The 13,220-nt window shown below is 65.5% G+C and carries 14 protein-coding genes; 11 read left to right on the forward strand and 3 right to left on the reverse strand.

Going from position 1 to position 13,220, the window contains the following annotated elements; all coding sequences use genetic code 11:
- Positions 1-10: 10 nt before the first annotated feature.
- A complete protein-coding gene (locus QHC78_RS15610; protein WP_319746127.1) occupies positions 11-1,321 on the reverse strand; it encodes a murein hydrolase activator EnvC family protein in 1,311 nt (436 codons plus the stop codon).
- The gene (gpmA, locus tag QHC78_RS15615; RefSeq protein ID WP_319746129.1) at positions 1,318-2,070 is read right to left on the reverse strand and encodes a 2,3-diphosphoglycerate-dependent phosphoglycerate mutase; all 753 of its coding nucleotides are present in this window, start codon (positions 2,068-2,070) and stop codon (positions 1,318-1,320) included. The genes QHC78_RS15610 and gpmA overlap by 4 nt, the downstream gene beginning before the upstream one ends.
- Positions 2,071-2,350: 280 nt before the next feature.
- Between gpmA and QHC78_RS15620 the strand changes: the two genes are divergently transcribed.
- The 6 genes from QHC78_RS15620 to QHC78_RS15645 all read left to right on the forward strand — a co-directional run bounded on the left by QHC78_RS15620 (position 2,351) and on the right by QHC78_RS15645 (position 6,420).
- Complete coding sequence (locus QHC78_RS15620) at positions 2,351-2,755, forward strand: rhodanese-like domain-containing protein (protein WP_319746131.1); 405 nt, start codon at positions 2,351-2,353, stop codon at positions 2,753-2,755.
- 5 nt (positions 2,756-2,760) lie between these two features.
- Complete coding sequence (grxC, locus tag QHC78_RS15625; protein ID WP_319746132.1) at positions 2,761-3,036, forward strand: glutaredoxin 3; 276 nt, start codon at positions 2,761-2,763, stop codon at positions 3,034-3,036.
- A gap of 120 nt (positions 3,037-3,156) precedes the next feature.
- On the forward strand, positions 3,157-3,687 hold the full coding sequence (gene secB, locus QHC78_RS15630) for a protein-export chaperone SecB (protein ID WP_319746134.1): 531 nt from the start codon (positions 3,157-3,159) through the stop codon (positions 3,685-3,687).
- A gap of 17 nt (positions 3,688-3,704) precedes the next feature.
- Entirely contained in the window at positions 3,705-4,754 is a 1,050-nt protein-coding gene (locus tag QHC78_RS15635; protein WP_319746136.1) for an NAD(P)H-dependent glycerol-3-phosphate dehydrogenase, read from the forward strand.
- A 9-nt stretch (positions 4,755-4,763) separates the two neighbouring features.
- Entirely contained in the window at positions 4,764-5,348 is a 585-nt protein-coding gene (locus tag QHC78_RS15640; RefSeq protein ID WP_319746138.1) for an LOG family protein, read from the forward strand.
- Positions 5,349-5,466: 118 nt separating this feature from the next.
- A complete protein-coding gene (locus tag QHC78_RS15645) occupies positions 5,467-6,420 on the forward strand; it encodes a Bug family tripartite tricarboxylate transporter substrate binding protein (protein WP_319746184.1) in 954 nt (317 codons plus the stop codon).
- Positions 6,421-6,552: 132 nt separating this feature from the next.
- Here the strand turns inward: QHC78_RS15645 and QHC78_RS15650 are convergent, their stop codons facing one another.
- Complete coding sequence (locus QHC78_RS15650) at positions 6,553-7,029, reverse strand: MarR family winged helix-turn-helix transcriptional regulator (protein WP_319746140.1); 477 nt, start codon at positions 7,027-7,029, stop codon at positions 6,553-6,555.
- Between the two features lie 123 nt (positions 7,030-7,152).
- Here QHC78_RS15650 and QHC78_RS15655 point away from each other — a divergent pair, with 123 nt between their 5' ends.
- The 5 genes from QHC78_RS15655 to QHC78_RS15675 all read left to right on the forward strand — a co-directional run bounded on the left by QHC78_RS15655 (position 7,153) and on the right by QHC78_RS15675 (position 13,220).
- On the forward strand, positions 7,153-8,469 hold the full coding sequence (locus tag QHC78_RS15655; protein WP_319746142.1) for a M24 family metallopeptidase: 1,317 nt from the start codon (positions 7,153-7,155) through the stop codon (positions 8,467-8,469).
- A gap of 7 nt (positions 8,470-8,476) precedes the next feature.
- Entirely contained in the window at positions 8,477-10,120 is a 1,644-nt protein-coding gene (locus QHC78_RS15660) for an FAD-dependent monooxygenase (RefSeq protein ID WP_319746144.1), read from the forward strand.
- Between the two features lie 64 nt (positions 10,121-10,184).
- Complete coding sequence (locus QHC78_RS15665) at positions 10,185-11,168, forward strand: Bug family tripartite tricarboxylate transporter substrate binding protein (protein WP_319746146.1); 984 nt, start codon at positions 10,185-10,187, stop codon at positions 11,166-11,168.
- 169 nt (positions 11,169-11,337) lie between these two features.
- Positions 11,338-12,558: an ATP-binding protein gene (locus tag QHC78_RS15670; RefSeq protein ID WP_319746148.1), complete on the forward strand. Its 1,221-nt coding sequence runs from the start codon at positions 11,338-11,340 to the stop codon at positions 12,556-12,558.
- Positions 12,559-12,590: 32 nt separating this feature from the next.
- Positions 12,591-13,220: a Vgb family protein gene (locus tag QHC78_RS15675; protein ID WP_319746150.1), complete on the forward strand. Its 630-nt coding sequence runs from the start codon at positions 12,591-12,593 to the stop codon at positions 13,218-13,220.

The following is a 13,220-nucleotide window of genomic DNA, read 5'->3' on the forward strand; positions in this document are numbered from 1 at the left end:
GTCCGGTGGATCAGCGCAACGACGCCCACTTGAGAGGATCGAAAGGCGCGCCGCGGTGCCGCAATTCAAAGTATAGGCCCGATTCGGACTGGCCCCCCGTGGCGCCGACGTTGGCGACGATATCGCCGCTCTTGACGTCGTCGCCCACGTGGCGCAGGACCGCTTCATTGTTGCCGTATATCGACAGGTACTCGCTGCCGTGGTCGATGATGAGCAGGTTGCCGAAGCCGCGGAGCCAGTCGGCAAAGACGACCTTGCCCGCCGCCACGGCCCTGACCTCGGTACCTTCGGGCGCCCGTATGAACACGCCTTTCCAGGTGCCGCCTTCGCCGCGCGACGCACCAAAGCGGCCCACGACGTCGCCGGCTACCGGCAGGCGCAGGCGGCCGCGCAGTTTGGCGAACTGGCCGGTAAGCGAGGGATCGGGCACGAGGCTGTTGCGGGCCACCGCTTCTTCGGGAGGCGGTTCGGTCCGGGGCGGGGGCGGCTTGCCTGCCTCCCTGGCCGCCTGCTCGGCCGCACGGCGGGCTTGCTCGGCGCGCCGGGCGGCCTCGGCCTTGCGCCGCGCTTCCTCGGCCTGGCGCGCGAGCATGCGGGTCAGGTTATCAATCACCCGCGAAAGCCGCTTCTCGTCCTGTTCCAGCCGTACCGCCTGGCGGCGCTGGTTCTTGAGCTTGGACGAGATGTCGGCCAGCACCTTGCGCCGCTCTTCGGACTGCTTGACCAATTCCTGCCGCTGGGTGTTTTCTTCGGCGGCCAATTGTTCCAGCTCGGTGCGCTTGGCGTCCGCCTGGGCTCGCAGCCGGGCCAGCTCTTCCAGCTCGCCTTGAAGTTCGGCCACGGTCTTGGCGCGGGCCTCGGCGATGTAGCCCAGGTAGGCGAGATTGCGGTTCAGGCGCTGGGGATCGTCGCCCGACAGCAGCGCGCCCCAGGGCGTCAAGCCGCCTACGGCATACTGGCGCCGCAGCAGATCGGACAAGTGCTGCTGGCGCTGTCCCAGGTGTTGTTCCTTGTCGGCGATGGCTTGTGTCTGGCGCTCGAGCTCGGTGTTGGCGCGGCGCTGCGCATTGCGCAGCTCCACCAGGCGGCGGTTGACCTTGGAGATGGTCTGTTCCGACTCGCGCAGCGCATCGGCGGCATCCGAGTGCTCTTCCTCGCGTTCCGCGATGTCCTTCTTGAGTTCCTCCAGGCGTTTGCGCAGCGCCTCGCGCTCGCGCGCGACCACCGCGGGGTCCGTCGGCGCCTTGGCGGCGCCGGCGGCAAGCGGCCAGCCCGACGCCGCGGGCAGGGCGATCAGCAGGATCCCCGCGATTCGCTTCACTGCGCCTTGGCCTTTCCTTGCGCTGCCACGGCCGCCATGGCCGCGGCGATTTCTTCGGGGTTGCCCAGGTAGTAGTGGCGGATGGGCTTGAGGTCGTCGTCCAGCTCGTAGACCAGCGGCTGGGCAGTGGGGATGTTCAGCCCGACGATGTCGTCGTCGGAGATGTTGTCCAGGTGTTTGATGAGCGCACGCAAGCTGTTGCCATGGGCGGCGATCAGCACGCGTTTGCCGGCCTTCAGCGACGGCGCGATGGTGCTGTTCCAGTAGGGAACGACGCGTGCCACGGTGTCTTGCAGGCACTCCGTGGCGGGCAGCTCGGCCGGATCCAGGCCGCTGTAGCGGGGATCGAAGCGGGGATGGCGCTCGTCGTCGGCCGCCAGGGGATCGGGGGCGATGGCATAGGCCCGGCGCCAGATCAGGACTTGTTCCTCGCCGAACCTGGCGGCGGTCTCGGCCTTGTTCAGCCCTTGTAGAGCGCCGTAGTGGCGTTCGTTCAGGCGCCAGCTATGTTCGACCGGCAGGTACATGCGGTCCAGGGCATCGAGCGAAATCCACAGCGTGCGGATGGCGCGGCGCAGTACCGAAGTGTAGGCCAGGTCGAAGTCGTACCCTTCTTTCTTGAGCAATTCACCGGCCTTGCGGGCTTCTTCGCGGCCCTTGTCCGTCAGGTCGACGTCGGTCCAGCCGGTGAAGCGGTTTTCGAGATTCCATTGGCTTTCGCCATGACGCATCAGTACGAGTTTGACCATGTCCAGGGGGCGCAGGCGCGCTGCGCGTAAAGGTTGAATACAATCCGGGCGGCCTGCCTACACGGCAGGGACGGGCGGCCCGCGCTTGAAAAAAGCGGCCGTTACCCCGACATTTTATAATCCTGCGGCATTATCTTCGCCGCGGGGCCGGATCCGGTCCGTCCCGGCGTCGGAAATCGGCGGGCTGCAAAGGCTTTCCCGCCATTTGCGATTTGGTAAGTGTGCGTAACGCCGCCACCGGCGTGGCGTATCGCTCGTTCCCTCTTTCCAGGATCCGTTTGTGAAATTCATCGTCGACAACATTCTTCTGATCGCACTGGCGTTCGTCTCTGGCGGTATGCTGCTATGGCAGTCGCTGCGCAGCGGACCGGCGGGCGGGGCGATCACGCCGGCCGAGGCCACCGCGGCCGTCAACCAGCGCCATGCCGTGTTCGTCGACGTCCGGCCGACGGCCGATTTCGCGGCCGGGCACATCGCGCAGTCGCGCAGCGTGCCCCTCGCCGAGCTCAAGCAGAAGGCCGCCGGCCTGCCCAAGAACAAGCCCCTCATCCTGGTCGGGGCCAACGGCCGGGATGCGGCAAAGGCCGTGGCCGAGTTCAAGGCGCACGGGTTTGCCGAGGTCAACACCCTGGCCGGCGGACTGGCTGGCTGGGTCCAGGCCGGCATGCCGATCGCAAAAGGATAGCCCTCATGCAGAAAGTATTGATGTATTCCACCGGGTACTGCCCCTACTGCCAGCGCGCCGAGATGCTGCTCAAGCAGCGCGGCGTCGAGCAGATCGACAAGGTGCGCATCGATGTCGAGCCCGACCGGCGCGACGAGATGATCGAGCGCACCGGCCGCCGGACAGTCCCGCAGATCTATATCGGCGACACGCACGTGGGCGGGTTCGACGACCTGGCCGCTCTCGACCGGGCCGGTGGCCTGGTGCCGCTGCTCCAAGGCGGGGCCGCGCCGGCGCAGTAATTCAGTAGAGGCCGGGGCCGAGTGCCCCGGCATGTTTTTATCGATGTGCACGTATCGGCCCCGCGTTCACCGGGGGCCGGGTCCCAGCCAGCAGGCTTTCCGTTTTCTGAATCTCTCCCCATGTCCGACAATCAAGAGCAGCAAACCGCCCCCGTCTTCAACATCCAGCGCGTCTACCTGAAGGACTTGTCGCTGGAGCTGCCCAACGCGCCGCAGATCTTCCTGGAAACCGAACAGCCCGGGGTAGAAGTTGCCATCGACGTCGGGGCGCAGGCGCTGGCCGAAACCGTGTTCGAGGTCACCGTGACCGCCACCGTTACCACCAAGATCGGCGACAAGGTCTTGTATCTCGTCGAAGGCAAGCAGGCCGGCATATTCGAACTGGCGAACATCCCCATGGAGCAGCTCGATCCCATCCTGGGCATCGCGTGCCCCGGCATCGTCTACCCCTATCTGCGCAGCAACATCGCCGACGCCATCACGCGCGCCTCGATGGCGCCGCTGCACCTGGCCGAGGTCAACTTCCAGGCCATCTACGAGCAGCGCGTGGCGCAGGCCATGGCCGAGCAGCAGCAGGCGGGACAGGGCGGCTCGAACGGCGCGCAAGACAGCGGCTTGATCCTGCCGCCGGGTGTCGGCGCCAAGCACTGACCGGACCGGTATCCATCATGGCGGATACGGCACCGGGATTGCGGGTCGCCGTCCTGGGGGCGGGCAGTTGGGGCACCGCATTGGCGGCGGCCAGTGCCCGGCAGCATCCTACGCTGCTGTGGGCGCGTCGTGCCGAGCTGGCGCGCCGCATGGCGGCCAGCCAGGAGAACGCCGATTATCTGCCGGGAATCCGGTTGCCGGGCAGCCTGCGCTATACCTCCGATATCGATGGGCTCTTCGCCCACTTGCAGGGGCCTGGCCGGCCCCTGCTTGTGCTCGGGGTCCCGGTGGCGGGCATGGAACAGGCCTGCCGCGAGGTCGCGTCGGCCGTGGTACGCCACGCCATGGACGACCTGGCCGTGGTCTGGACCTGCAAAGGCCTGGACGCCGGCTCCGGCCGCCTGCCGCATGCGATCGCCGACGCGGCCTTTGCCGGGGCCGCCGCCATCTCGACGGGCGTGCTGTCCGGCCCGTCCTTCGCCCGCGAAGTGGCCGAGGGCCTGCCCGTTGCGCTGACCATCGCCAGCACGAGCGCCGAACTGCGATGCCGGACGACCCAGGCCCTGCATGGGGGCGCTATCCGCGTCTACGGCAGCGAGGACGTCATCGGGGTGGAAGTCGGCGGCGCGGTCAAGAACATCATGGCCATCGCCTGCGGCATAGGCGACGGCCTGGGGATGGGCGCCAATGCCCGTGCCGCGCTCATTACACGTGGGCTGGCGGAGATGACGAGGCTCGGGGTGGCCCTCGGCGCCCAGGCCGACACTTTTTCCGGCTTGACCGGGCTGGGGGATTTGATCCTGACCGCGACCGGCGATCTCTCCCGCAATCGCCGCGTGGGGCTCGAAATCGGCCGGGGCCGGTCGCTGGACGAGATTCTGGGAGACATGACCCAGGTGGCCGAAGGCGTGCGCTGCGCGCCCGCCGTACGCGATCTGGCGCAGCGGTGCGGTATCGACATGCCGATTACCGACGCCGTATGCGCCGTGCTGTTCGAGGGCGTGCCGCCTGCAGAAGCCGTCGCCCGCCTGCTGGCCCGCGAGGCCCGCAAAGAAGGCCTTTCTTGAGGACTAAAGATGGATGCTGTTTGCGTATACTGCGGTGCCAGTCCCGGAAATGACCCGTTCTACGCCGAGGTGGCCCGCGCTTTCGGGCATGCGGTCGCACGGCGGGGGATGCGCCTGGTGTACGGCGGCGGCAGCGTCGGACTGATGGGCCACGTGGCCAACGCCGCGCTCGAGGCAGGCGGCCAGGTTACCGGCATCATTCCCGAACGCCTGTGGGAAAAAGAAGTCGGGCACAAAGGCCTGACCGATATGTTCGTCGTCCCGACCATGCACGCCCGCAAGGCCCGCATGGTGGAACTTTCCGATGCCTTCGTCGCCTTGCCCGGCGGCTTCGGCACGCTGGACGAGCTTTTCGAGGTGCTGACCTGGCAACAGATCGGCTATCACACCAAGCCGGTGGGGTTGCTCAACGCCAACGGCTACTACGACGCCCTGCTTGCCTTCGCGCGCCATGCCCATGAACAGGGCTTCGTGCGCACCGTGCATCTCGAGGCCTTGATCGTCGATACGGACATCGACCGGCTGCTGGACCGCCTGGCCAGCGCGCAGCCGGTAGACGTGGATCGATGGGTCAAGAACAGCGAAGCGGTTTGAAGCAGCCCCGCCCGCCCATCAACGCCAATAACGCCCAATAACGGAGATATCCATGCGCTTTCCCGAAACCCCCGCGCCGGCCCGCGCCGTGCTGCGCCGCCGCCTGCTCGGCACCGCCATGGCCGCGGCCGCCGGCCTTGCCGTCGCTGCGCCGGCCTCGGCCCAGCACGGGGAATGGCCCAGCCGTCCCATCAAGCTCGTCGTGCCGTTCCCGGCGGGTTCCTCGCCCGACATCATTGCCCGCGTGATTTCGCAACCGCTGGGCAAGCAATTGGGCCAGGCCATCGTGATCGACAACAAGCCCGGCGCCGGCGGCAACATCGGCACCGGCACGGTCGCTCACGCGGCGCCGGACGGCTACACCATGCTGTTCACCATCAACGGTCCGTTGGCGACCGCACCGGCCCTCTACAGCAAGCTCAACTACGATCCGCTCAAGGACCTTGCGCCGGTGACCCTGGTGGCGACGAGTCCCAATGTGCTGGTCGTACCGCCCTCGCTGGACGTCGATTCGGTACAGGCGTTCACCGCGCTGCTCAAGAAGGAGCCCGGCAAGCTCAACTACGGGTCGGTGGGGGCAGGCAGTTCCGCCCACCTGGCCATGGAGCTGCTCAAAGGCAAGGAAAACCTGGATATTTTGCACGTGCCCTACGCCGGCTTTCCGCAGGTCGTGACGGCCATGCTCGGCGGACAAGTGCAGGCCGGCTTCATGGTGCCCGCCATCGCCATGCCCCAGGTGCGCGATGGCAAGCTCAAGGCGCTGGCCGTGACCAGCACCAAGCGCAGTCCCGCGCTGCCCGATTTGCCCACCATGGCCGAGCAGGGCGTATCCGGCTTCGAAGTAATCTCCTGGCAAGCCATCCTCATGCCCGCCGGCACGCCGCAGCCTATCGTCGACCGGCTCAACAAGGAGCTGGTGCAGATCATCAAGAGCGAGGAAGTGCAGAAGCAGCTGAACGCACAGTACTTCACCGCTGCGCCGTCCACGCCGGCCGAACTGACTGCGCTGATCAAGAAGGAACAGCAGACGCTGGGTGCAGTGATCAAGCGGCTGAACCTGACGCTGGATTGATCGCTTCGTTTCGTTGAAAGCGGCGCCCTTTGGGCGCCGTTTTTTTTGCTGCGTGCGTCGTTGCATGCGCGGACCGGTCAGTACGGGACCGGCTGCCAAGCCCGCGGCTATGGAGCTGGATAGAGACGGACGCTAGTGTTCTTCCGACGTGCCGGGGTGTCGCCCAGGATCGCGTCCCTGGAACAAGGGCACGTTCTCGTATAGCTGCTTGAGCAATTGTTCCAACTGGGCGCCTGCCGCGGGATCCAGTCCCCGGCGCAAGAGCGCGTCGTGCCGCTGCACGGCCTTCCAGCACTTAGCGCCTACCTTCTTGCCTTCGTCCGTGAGCAACACCATGACGGAGCGGTTGTCCTGCTTTTGCCGTACGCGTTCGATCAATCCTTGCTGCTCCAGGCGCCGCAGGATGTGCGAAATGGTCGATTGTTCGAGCGCGGCGCTTTGCGCCAAGCCTCCGACGGTGTGTTCGGAGTCAAGGTAGAGCAGGATCAGCACTCGTACCGCGTACAGATTCAAGCCCATGGGCTGGAATTCGCGGTTGACGGCTTCGGCGATCGTCGCCGCAATGCGATTGAGCAGGAAAGGCAGCCCGTCGTGCAGGTGCTTGAGCATAAGGTGCGGCTCGGGAAATGAGAACTGGATTTTATCATCGCCATATTGTGATGCTTCATAATATGATGCATCATATAAATGTTCAGACCGATGTCGGCCGGCCGATAGATCAGGAGACAATGCATGCCCAATGCCCCATTCCCGCGTACCGCCAAGCCCATTCCCGAAGGGGCCGCCGCAGCGCCGTTGTTCGACTACATGCCTCAGATGTCGCTCGCGGAGCGGGATCGAAGGTGGGATAAGACGCGCAAGAAGATGCTGATGGCGGGGCTGGACGCGCTCGTCTTGCTGGGCAACGACATTTACTGGGGCATGGGGATGGCCAATCTGCGCTACCTCCTGCAGGTGGATTCGCAAATCGGTGCCGACGCCATCTTTCCACTGGTCGGGGAGCCCGTGGTGTGGAATGCGGTGGCTCATATGAACCGGCCGACCAATATGTACTTGTCCGTCCAGAAATGGACCAAGGATTTCCGTATCCGCGCAGGCATGGCTGCGGTTGCCGACGAACTCCGCGCGCGAGGCCTGGATCGCTCGCGGATCGGGCTGGTGGGCTTCTCATCCACCATTCAGACTTCTTCGACGCTGCTGCATGCGGAAGTGGAAGCACTGAAGTCCTTGCTGCCGCATGCGGAGCTGGTGGAGGCCAGCTGGCTGCTGCAGGAAATGCGCATGGTCAAGAGTGAAGAGGAAATCGGCACCTTGCGCAAGGCGGGCCAGATCGCGCGCAAGGTCATCGATGCGATGGTCGGGACTGCACGCCCGGGCGTACCCGACGCAGTGGTGTATGCCGAGATGATCAAGACGCAGATTGCCTCGGGCGCCGAACCCAACGTCTTCAACCTGTTTGCTGCCGGCCCTGTCGAACACCCGGAAACAGAGTTATGGCATCTGCTGCATGGGTGCGAGCAGCCGCTCACGCCCAGCATGCGCCCTCTCCAACAGGGCGACATCATCGTCTCCGAGTGGCACACCAAGTACGGCGGCTATCGCTGCCATACCGAATACACCGTGTACCTGGGCAAGAAGGCCCCGCGCGAGCTCCAGCGCATCTGGGACGTATCGGTGGAATGCCTGCACGCCAGCAAGGAGGCCCTGACAGCAGGCCGCACGATACGCGAAGCGCTGGAGATGATCCGCCGTCCGGCCGCGCGCGCCGGTCTGGACTGGGTAGAGCTGGGTTTTCATGCCATGGGTACCGCCTCTCCCGAATTCCCGACCGTCGTTTATCAGGAAGGGTATGGGTCCGACACGCTGAACGGCCACCGGATCGGCGACATGGTCCTGGAGGAAGGCATGTGCTTTGGCAACAATATCGACCTGCACGATGCCAACTGGAAGCCCGATGTGGGCTGCATGCTGTCGGATTTCATGGTCGTGCGTCCCGGCCAGGCCGAATGCCTGATCGGCACGCCGCTGGAACTGGCGCAAGTGGGATGAGGCGGCCATGAGTCCGGATCGCATCGAGGACCACGTACCGGTGCTGATCGCGGGTGCCGGGCCCATAGGCCTGGCACTGGCGGCCTACTTGGGCGCCCAAGGCATTCGAACCCTCGTGGTCGAAAGGAGGGACGACCAGCCCGTGTCGGCGAAGATGATCGTCGTAAGCGTTCGCACCATGGAGTTCTGCCGGCAGCTTGGTATTGCGCCCGCGGTACGCGACTGGGGCTTCCCCCTCGATCATGGTTTGGACAGCCTGTTCGTAACCGCTATGCAGGGCTTCGAACTGGGCAGGGTGCGGACGCCGCCCTTATCCGTCCAGTACGACACGCCATTCAGCCCCGAGCGGGAGCGACCATGTCCGCAAACCTGGTTCGATCCCATCCTCAAACGCCATGCGCTGGCGCAGCCCGGCGTGACGCTGAAGTATCGCACCGAGCTGGCAGCGTTGAGGCAGTCCGACGAAGGCGTGTGCGTCGAACTGACCGATCATGGCACCGGCGGCCGGTGCATGGTGCGGGCCGACTACGTGGTCGGTTGCGACGGTTACGCCAGCACCGTACGCGGGCTGCTGGGCATACAGGTAAGAGGTGAAAAGCACCTGAGCAGCTCGATGAGCATATATGTCGACATCCCCGACCTGCACGCACAGCATGCCCTCGGCCAGGGCTACCGCTACGTCTTCGTGGGCGATGTGGGAGTATGGGGCGTGCTGACGGCCATCGACGGTCGCGACCTCTACCGTTTCCAGCTGATCGAGGCCTCCGGTTCAATGGAAGACCGCGATGCGCTGGAAGCCATGCTGAGGCGGGCGCTGGGGCCGGGCATCGCGTTCACCATTCGCGATGTATCCCATTGGGTGCGCAAGGCCACGATAGCCGACCGTTTTGCCGATGGGCGCGTTTTCCTTGCGGGCGACGCGGCCCATGCGCATCCACCCAATGGCGGACTCGGCATGAACACCGGAATCTTGGATGCATGGGACCTGGGCTGGAAGTTGGCCGCAGTTCTCCAAGGCTGGGGAGGACCCATGCTGCTGGAGAGCTATGACGTCGAAAGGCGCCCGGCTTCGGCAAGGGCGGTTGAGGAGTCCCTGCGCAATTACCACCGCCTGGTCGATGGGGCCACTTGCGCGGGTATCGCCGGTGACGACGCCGCCGCGGCCCGGCTGCGGGCAGAGGTCGGGGCGCGCCTGGTCGAGGAAAACGAAAGTTCCTGGCATCCGATCGGGATACATCTGGGGCATGTCTATTGCCCGTCCCCGATCGTGGTGGATGACGGTTCAGCGATTGCCGATGCGAGTCCCTATGTCCCGAGCGCCCGCCCCGGGGCGCGAGCGCCGCATGTCTGGCTGGGCCCCGATCGGAGCACCCTCGACCTGTTCGGTCCTGGCTTCACGCTGCTCAAATTTGCCGATATCGACACCACACCGCTGGAAACCGAAGCCGAGGACCGCGGCCTTCCTCTGAAAGTCCAGACCATCGGTAGCCAGGAGGCGGCGGAGTTGTATCTAAACAAGCTCGTGCTCGTGCGCCCCGACGGGCACGTGGCGTGGCGCGGCGATGCCTTGCCGGCCCGGCCGGCCTGGCTCGTCGACCGGGTTCGCGGCGCAGGCCCGAGGGCGGCGGCGTGCGTCGCACCCCCGCGTTGACGGCTGCGGTATCCGGTACGAGGCACTCATTCAACAACATACCTCAAGGTGCAGGAGACAACACATGATCCACAGCGTGAAGAAGTCGTTGGTCCTTGGCGTGGGCGTTCTGGCGTTACAGTTTTCCGTCCCCGCATCGAGCGAAGCATTTCCGGACAAACCCGTGCGGTTGATCCTGGCCTACTCGACCGGCAGCGGTCCTGATATCGTGTCCCGGCTGGTCGGCGAACACTTGGCCAAGAAATGGAAGCAGCAGGTCATTGTCGAAAACCGGCCCGGAGGTAGCGGGTTCATCGCGATCCAGGCCATGCTCTCCGCGCCGGCCGACGGCTATAACCTACTTGTGGCCGACGGGGGGCATATCGCCGTCAACCCACACATCCACAAGAATGTGCCGTTCGACAGTACGAAAGACCTGACCGGCGTCAGCCTGATGTTCAAGACCCCCTTCTTCATCGCGGCCTCGTCATCCGGCCCCATCGCCAGCGTGGCGCGCCTGATTGAAGAAGCCAAGGCCAAGCCGGGGCAGCTGTCCTATGGCACGCCGTTCGTGGGCAGCCCCTCGCATCTGGGCAGTGCGCTGTTCGAGCAATTGACCGGAACCTCCATGCTGCACGCCCCGTTCAAGGAAACGTCTCAGTTGTTCAGCTCGGTTGCCACCGGACAGGTTACCTGGGCACTCGGGACCGTGGCGACTACCCGGCCGTTCGTCGAGTCGGGCAAGGTCAAGCTGCTAGCCGTAGCGGCGCCGGCAAGACTCGCGGGTTTTGAAAACATTCCCACCGTTGGCCAGGCGGGCGGTCCCAAGGATTTCCATGTCGAAACATGGCTGGGGGTCATTGCCCGCAAGGGAACGCCCGCGGTGGTGCTGGAGAGGCTGAGCAAGGACATCGGCGAGGTCATGGCCCAGGAAGACGTGCGCAAATACCTCAGCGACATTGGATTCGAGGCCGTATCCAATAGCCCTGGCGAGTTCGACCGGCTGATCGCCGAGGATACGCGGCGTTACGCGGAGCTGGTGAAGCAGGCAAAGATACAGCCGCAATGAGATGCAGTAATCCGCCCGGCGATTCCCATCGCCTGATGAGCGAGCGCGTAGTACGCTGGTAAACGTTTGCGGAGAAACTCAATCTGAGCGCTGCTCGAAGGCCGCCCCATCCGTTGCGTAAGACGCCGGCGGGCGCCTGCGTGACGAGGCCGGAGGTGGCACGACTGACATGGATGGGTTGATTTCGGCAGCGGCCCGCGCGCTTGCCGCGGGCGCCCCTCTGGCGGCACTGAATTACGTTTCCCTGCGCGATGACGCATCCGCCCTGGCACTGCGCGGCATCGCGATGGCGCAGCTGGGCGACTTTTCGCGGGCGACGGCGCTCGTGCGTCGCGCGGCGCGGGCTTTCGGCCCCAAGGATGCGGTGGCACGCGCCAAGTGTGTGGTGGCCGAAGCGGAAATCGCGCTTGCCTCGCGCGAGCTGAACTGGCCCGCCCAGGCGCTCGAGGCGGCGCGCGCCACGATGGAGGCATGCTGCGATTGGCCCAATGCGGTTCATGCAAGACAACTAGAAGTCCGGCGGCTGCTGCTGATCGGCCGCTTGGACGAGGCCGAACGCATGCTGGCCACGATGGATCCTCGCATGCTGCCGAGTGCGCTTCAAGCGGTCCACGAGTTGATAGCTGCCGGCATTGCCATGCGGCGGCTGCAGGCCGAAGCGGCTCGTGCCGCACTGGACCGCGGCGGGCGGTGGGCGAAGGCTGCAGGCATACCAGCCCTGGTCCAGGAAGTCGAACAGGCACGCCGTGCGCTGGCGCTTCCGGCGGCGCGCCTGAGGGCGCGTGGCCAAGAGCGGCCGCTGCTGCTCGATGAAGTCGAAGCGCTCCTGGTCTCCCGCAGCTTGGTTGTCGATGCCTGCCGTCATGGGGTCCGGCAGGCCGGTGCACAGATTCCGCTCGCGACCAGGCCGGTGTTGTTCACGCTTGCGCGACTACTGGCGGAAGCATGGCCCGATGATGTGGCCAGGACCGCGCTGATTGCCCAGGCCTTCCGTACCCGGCGCCCTGACGAATCACATCGTGCGCGCTTGCGCGTCGAGATCGGAAGACTGCGCAAGGCCTTGGCGCCTTTGGCCGCCATCGCCGCCACCAGGCAGGGGTTCAGGCTCGAGCCGCTGGGCGCTTCGGAGGTGGTCGTGCTGGCGCGGCCCGTCGATACTCCCCACGCCTCGCTGCTGGCCTTACTGGCCGACGGCGAAAGCTGGTCCAGCTCGGCCCTTGCGCTGGCGCTGGGCGCAAGCCAGCGTACCGTACAGCGGGGGCTCGATGCGCTGGCCGCCGCGGGCAAGGTCGAGTCTGTGGGCCGCGGACGGGCGCGGCGCTGGATGACGTCTCCCGTCCCGGGATTCGCGACAAGCTTGTTACTCCCGGTTCCTTTCGCGGTTGGCTAGGATGCCTACATCCCCCTAACCAGGAAACCACCATGAACTCATCTGCTGCTCATATCCTTCGCGAGTACGGCCCGTTTCCCGGAGTCGATACCGTGCACGGCGTGACCTACGACGGAAAGCGCGTATGGTTCGCCGTGGGCGACCAGCTTCTCGCGCTCGACCCGGCCAGCGGGACGCTCGGTCCCGCGCTGGACGTACCGGCGCGCGCCGGGACGGCGTTCGACGGCCGCTACTTGTTCCAGATTGCCGATGGCCAGATCCGGAAGATCGATCCGGAGACGGGCAGCGTTCTCGCTACTATCCCGGCGCCCGGGGACGGTGAAGACTCGGGCCTGGCATGGTCGGAAGGGAGTTTGTGGGTCGGGCAGTGCGCGGACCGCAAGATCCATCAGATCGATCCGGATACGGGGGAGATTCTCCGTACTCTCTCTTGCCAGCGTTTCGTCACCGGCGTCACCTGGACCCAGGGTCAACTGTGGCACGGCACCTGGGGGGACGATGCCAGTGACCTGCGCCGCATTGACCCCCGAACCGGCGAGGTGCTGGAAGTTCTTCAGATGCCTGCCGGAGTCGCCGTATCGGGGCTGGAGGCCGATGGCGCCGGCCGCTTCTTCTGCGGCGGCGGCAATAGCGGCAAGATCCGGGTCGTGCGCCAGCCGTAA

Source organism: Pigmentiphaga sp. (assembly GCF_033795525.1).
GTDB lineage: Bacteria > Pseudomonadota > Gammaproteobacteria > Burkholderiales > Burkholderiaceae_B > Pigmentiphaga.

Excerpts from the sequence above, each read along its gene's own strand:
- QHC78_RS15660 (WP_319746144.1), top strand. The coding sequence starts at position 8,477 with ATGAGTCCGGATCGCATCGAGGACCACGTACCGGTGCTGATCGCGGGT.
- QHC78_RS15640 (WP_319746138.1), top strand. The coding sequence starts at position 4,764 with ATGGATGCTGTTTGCGTATACTGCGGTGCCAGTCCCGGAAATGACCCG.
- QHC78_RS15665 (WP_319746146.1), top strand. The coding sequence starts at position 10,185 with ATGATCCACAGCGTGAAGAAGTCGTTGGTCCTTGGCGTGGGCGTTCTG.
- secB (WP_319746134.1), top strand. The coding sequence starts at position 3,157 with ATGTCCGACAATCAAGAGCAGCAAACCGCCCCCGTCTTCAACATCCAG.
- QHC78_RS15655 (WP_319746142.1), top strand. The coding sequence starts at position 7,153 with ATGCCCAATGCCCCATTCCCGCGTACCGCCAAGCCCATTCCCGAAGGG.
- QHC78_RS15675 (WP_319746150.1), top strand. The coding sequence starts at position 12,591 with ATGAACTCATCTGCTGCTCATATCCTTCGCGAGTACGGCCCGTTTCCC.
- QHC78_RS15635 (WP_319746136.1), top strand. The coding sequence starts at position 3,705 with ATGGCGGATACGGCACCGGGATTGCGGGTCGCCGTCCTGGGGGCGGGC.
- QHC78_RS15645 (WP_319746184.1), top strand. The coding sequence starts at position 5,467 with ATGGCCGCGGCCGCCGGCCTTGCCGTCGCTGCGCCGGCCTCGGCCCAG.
- gpmA (WP_319746129.1), bottom strand. The coding sequence starts at position 2,070 with ATGGTCAAACTCGTACTGATGCGTCATGGCGAAAGCCAATGGAATCTC.
- QHC78_RS15670 (WP_319746148.1), top strand. The coding sequence starts at position 11,338 with ATGGATGGGTTGATTTCGGCAGCGGCCCGCGCGCTTGCCGCGGGCGCC.
- grxC (WP_319746132.1), top strand. The coding sequence starts at position 2,761 with ATGCAGAAAGTATTGATGTATTCCACCGGGTACTGCCCCTACTGCCAG.
- QHC78_RS15650 (WP_319746140.1), bottom strand. The coding sequence starts at position 7,029 with ATGCTCAAGCACCTGCACGACGGGCTGCCTTTCCTGCTCAATCGCATT.